Source organism: Arthrobacter sp. 2YAF22_2 (assembly GCF_052114645.1).
In the GTDB taxonomy this organism is placed as follows: Bacteria; Actinomycetota; Actinomycetes; order Actinomycetales; family Micrococcaceae; genus Arthrobacter.
This window is the reverse complement of the sequence record NZ_JBFRFD010000737.1, coordinates 1-1251: the sequence shown is the minus strand read 5'-3', so window position 1 is coordinate 1251 and position 1251 is coordinate 1. Positions and strand designations below refer to the sequence as shown.

At 67.3% G+C, this 1251-nt stretch carries 2 protein-coding genes; one reads left to right on the top strand and one right to left on the bottom strand.

Going from position 1 to position 1251, the window contains the following annotated elements:
• Positions 1-464: DUF5129 domain-containing protein (locus tag AB4Y86_RS19155; RefSeq protein ID WP_441403705.1), on the top strand; the 464-nt coding region annotated here is incomplete at its 5' end.
• Between the two features lie 209 nt (positions 465-673).
• Here the strand turns inward: AB4Y86_RS19155 and AB4Y86_RS19150 are convergent.
• A partial coding sequence (locus AB4Y86_RS19150; protein ID WP_441403704.1) for a type II toxin-antitoxin system HipA family toxin occupies positions 674-1251 on the bottom strand: 578 nt, incomplete at its 5' end.

The window sequence follows — 1251 nt, the reverse complement described above, 5'->3', positions numbered from 1 at the left end:
GCCATGGCGAGGGCGATTCCGCGACAGCTGCGGCCCTCCGGTCCTTCCGGGATGGCAGCCAGCGGGAGCTTGAACGCTGGACTGCCGAACTATCCGAGCGCAGCATCAGCCCCGAAACCGCGCTGGACCGGTTGCGGGACGCCAGGACGGAGCTCTCCGAGCTGCTTAAGAGCCACGCGGACACCGTGATTGCCGGCTTCGCCCGGAACGACCGCGAGGCCAAGCTCATGCGCGAGGAGATGGACCAGGCCCAGGCCGGGACCGGCAAGAAGCACCGGCCCAGCTACGAGCCAAGCATTCTAGGAACGGTTTATCCGTCCTACTATTTCTTCTCGGTCCCCACTTTCAACAGCGGCTTCAACACCGGCGTCAGCAGCGTCAGCAGTGCCCGGGGCGGCGGCACCACGGGTTATGGCGGTAGCGGCGGCAGCTTCTCCGGCGCCGGAAGCTCGTCCGGCTTCTGAGAAAAACAGGTCGACAACCGGTGTCCAAGCGACGATTCCTGGCACGCTTCAGCTTCGAACCCGGGTGGCGCTGGTCCGAATGCATCAAGCCGGCAGCCAACACCGATACCTGTAGGAGTCGCCGGCGGTGATGTCGAGGCGGCCGCCGTCGCTCGTCTCGACGCATAGCTGGCCGCAGACGCGGAAACCGACGTGGCTGTTCTGGCGCCTCAGGCGGCGAGAGCTTGACGCCTGAACCGCAGCTCGCGCTGTGCGCCCCGCAGCGGCGAGCCGCCGAACGGCAGGTCCTCGAGGCGGATGGCGCCTGCAGCGGCGACGGCGATCCGGTTGGCGCTTGCCGCTGCCCGCGGCGGCAGCCCCAGCGTGTCCGCGAACTCAGCCCAGTGCCTGGCCTTCAGGTTTTTGGTCTTGCCGGAAACCGGCAGGGCCAGAGTCTCGTCGCCATAAAGCAGGGTGCACGGCACGTCGTACACGGGAGCCATGACAAATCCGGCGGCCCCGCCCAGGATGGCGAGGTTCTTGGCGTGGAGGTCGCCGTTTCCGCTCAGCCAGGCGAAGACGAATTGGAGATACAGGTTGCGGCTGGCGACCAGCGGAGCCTTACACAGCCCGGCCAGCGCGGTGGCCACCGCTTCGGAGGCCAACCCGTACTTGGAGGCCGGCGGCAGACCCAGGACTTGGGTGCCGTCCTCAAGCGGCAGCCGGAGCCACCTCCCGTCGGCCGACTTGATACGGTCGAACCGCTCCACCAGCAGCCCCGGCAGGCCGTGACTGTCCTTAATAACGG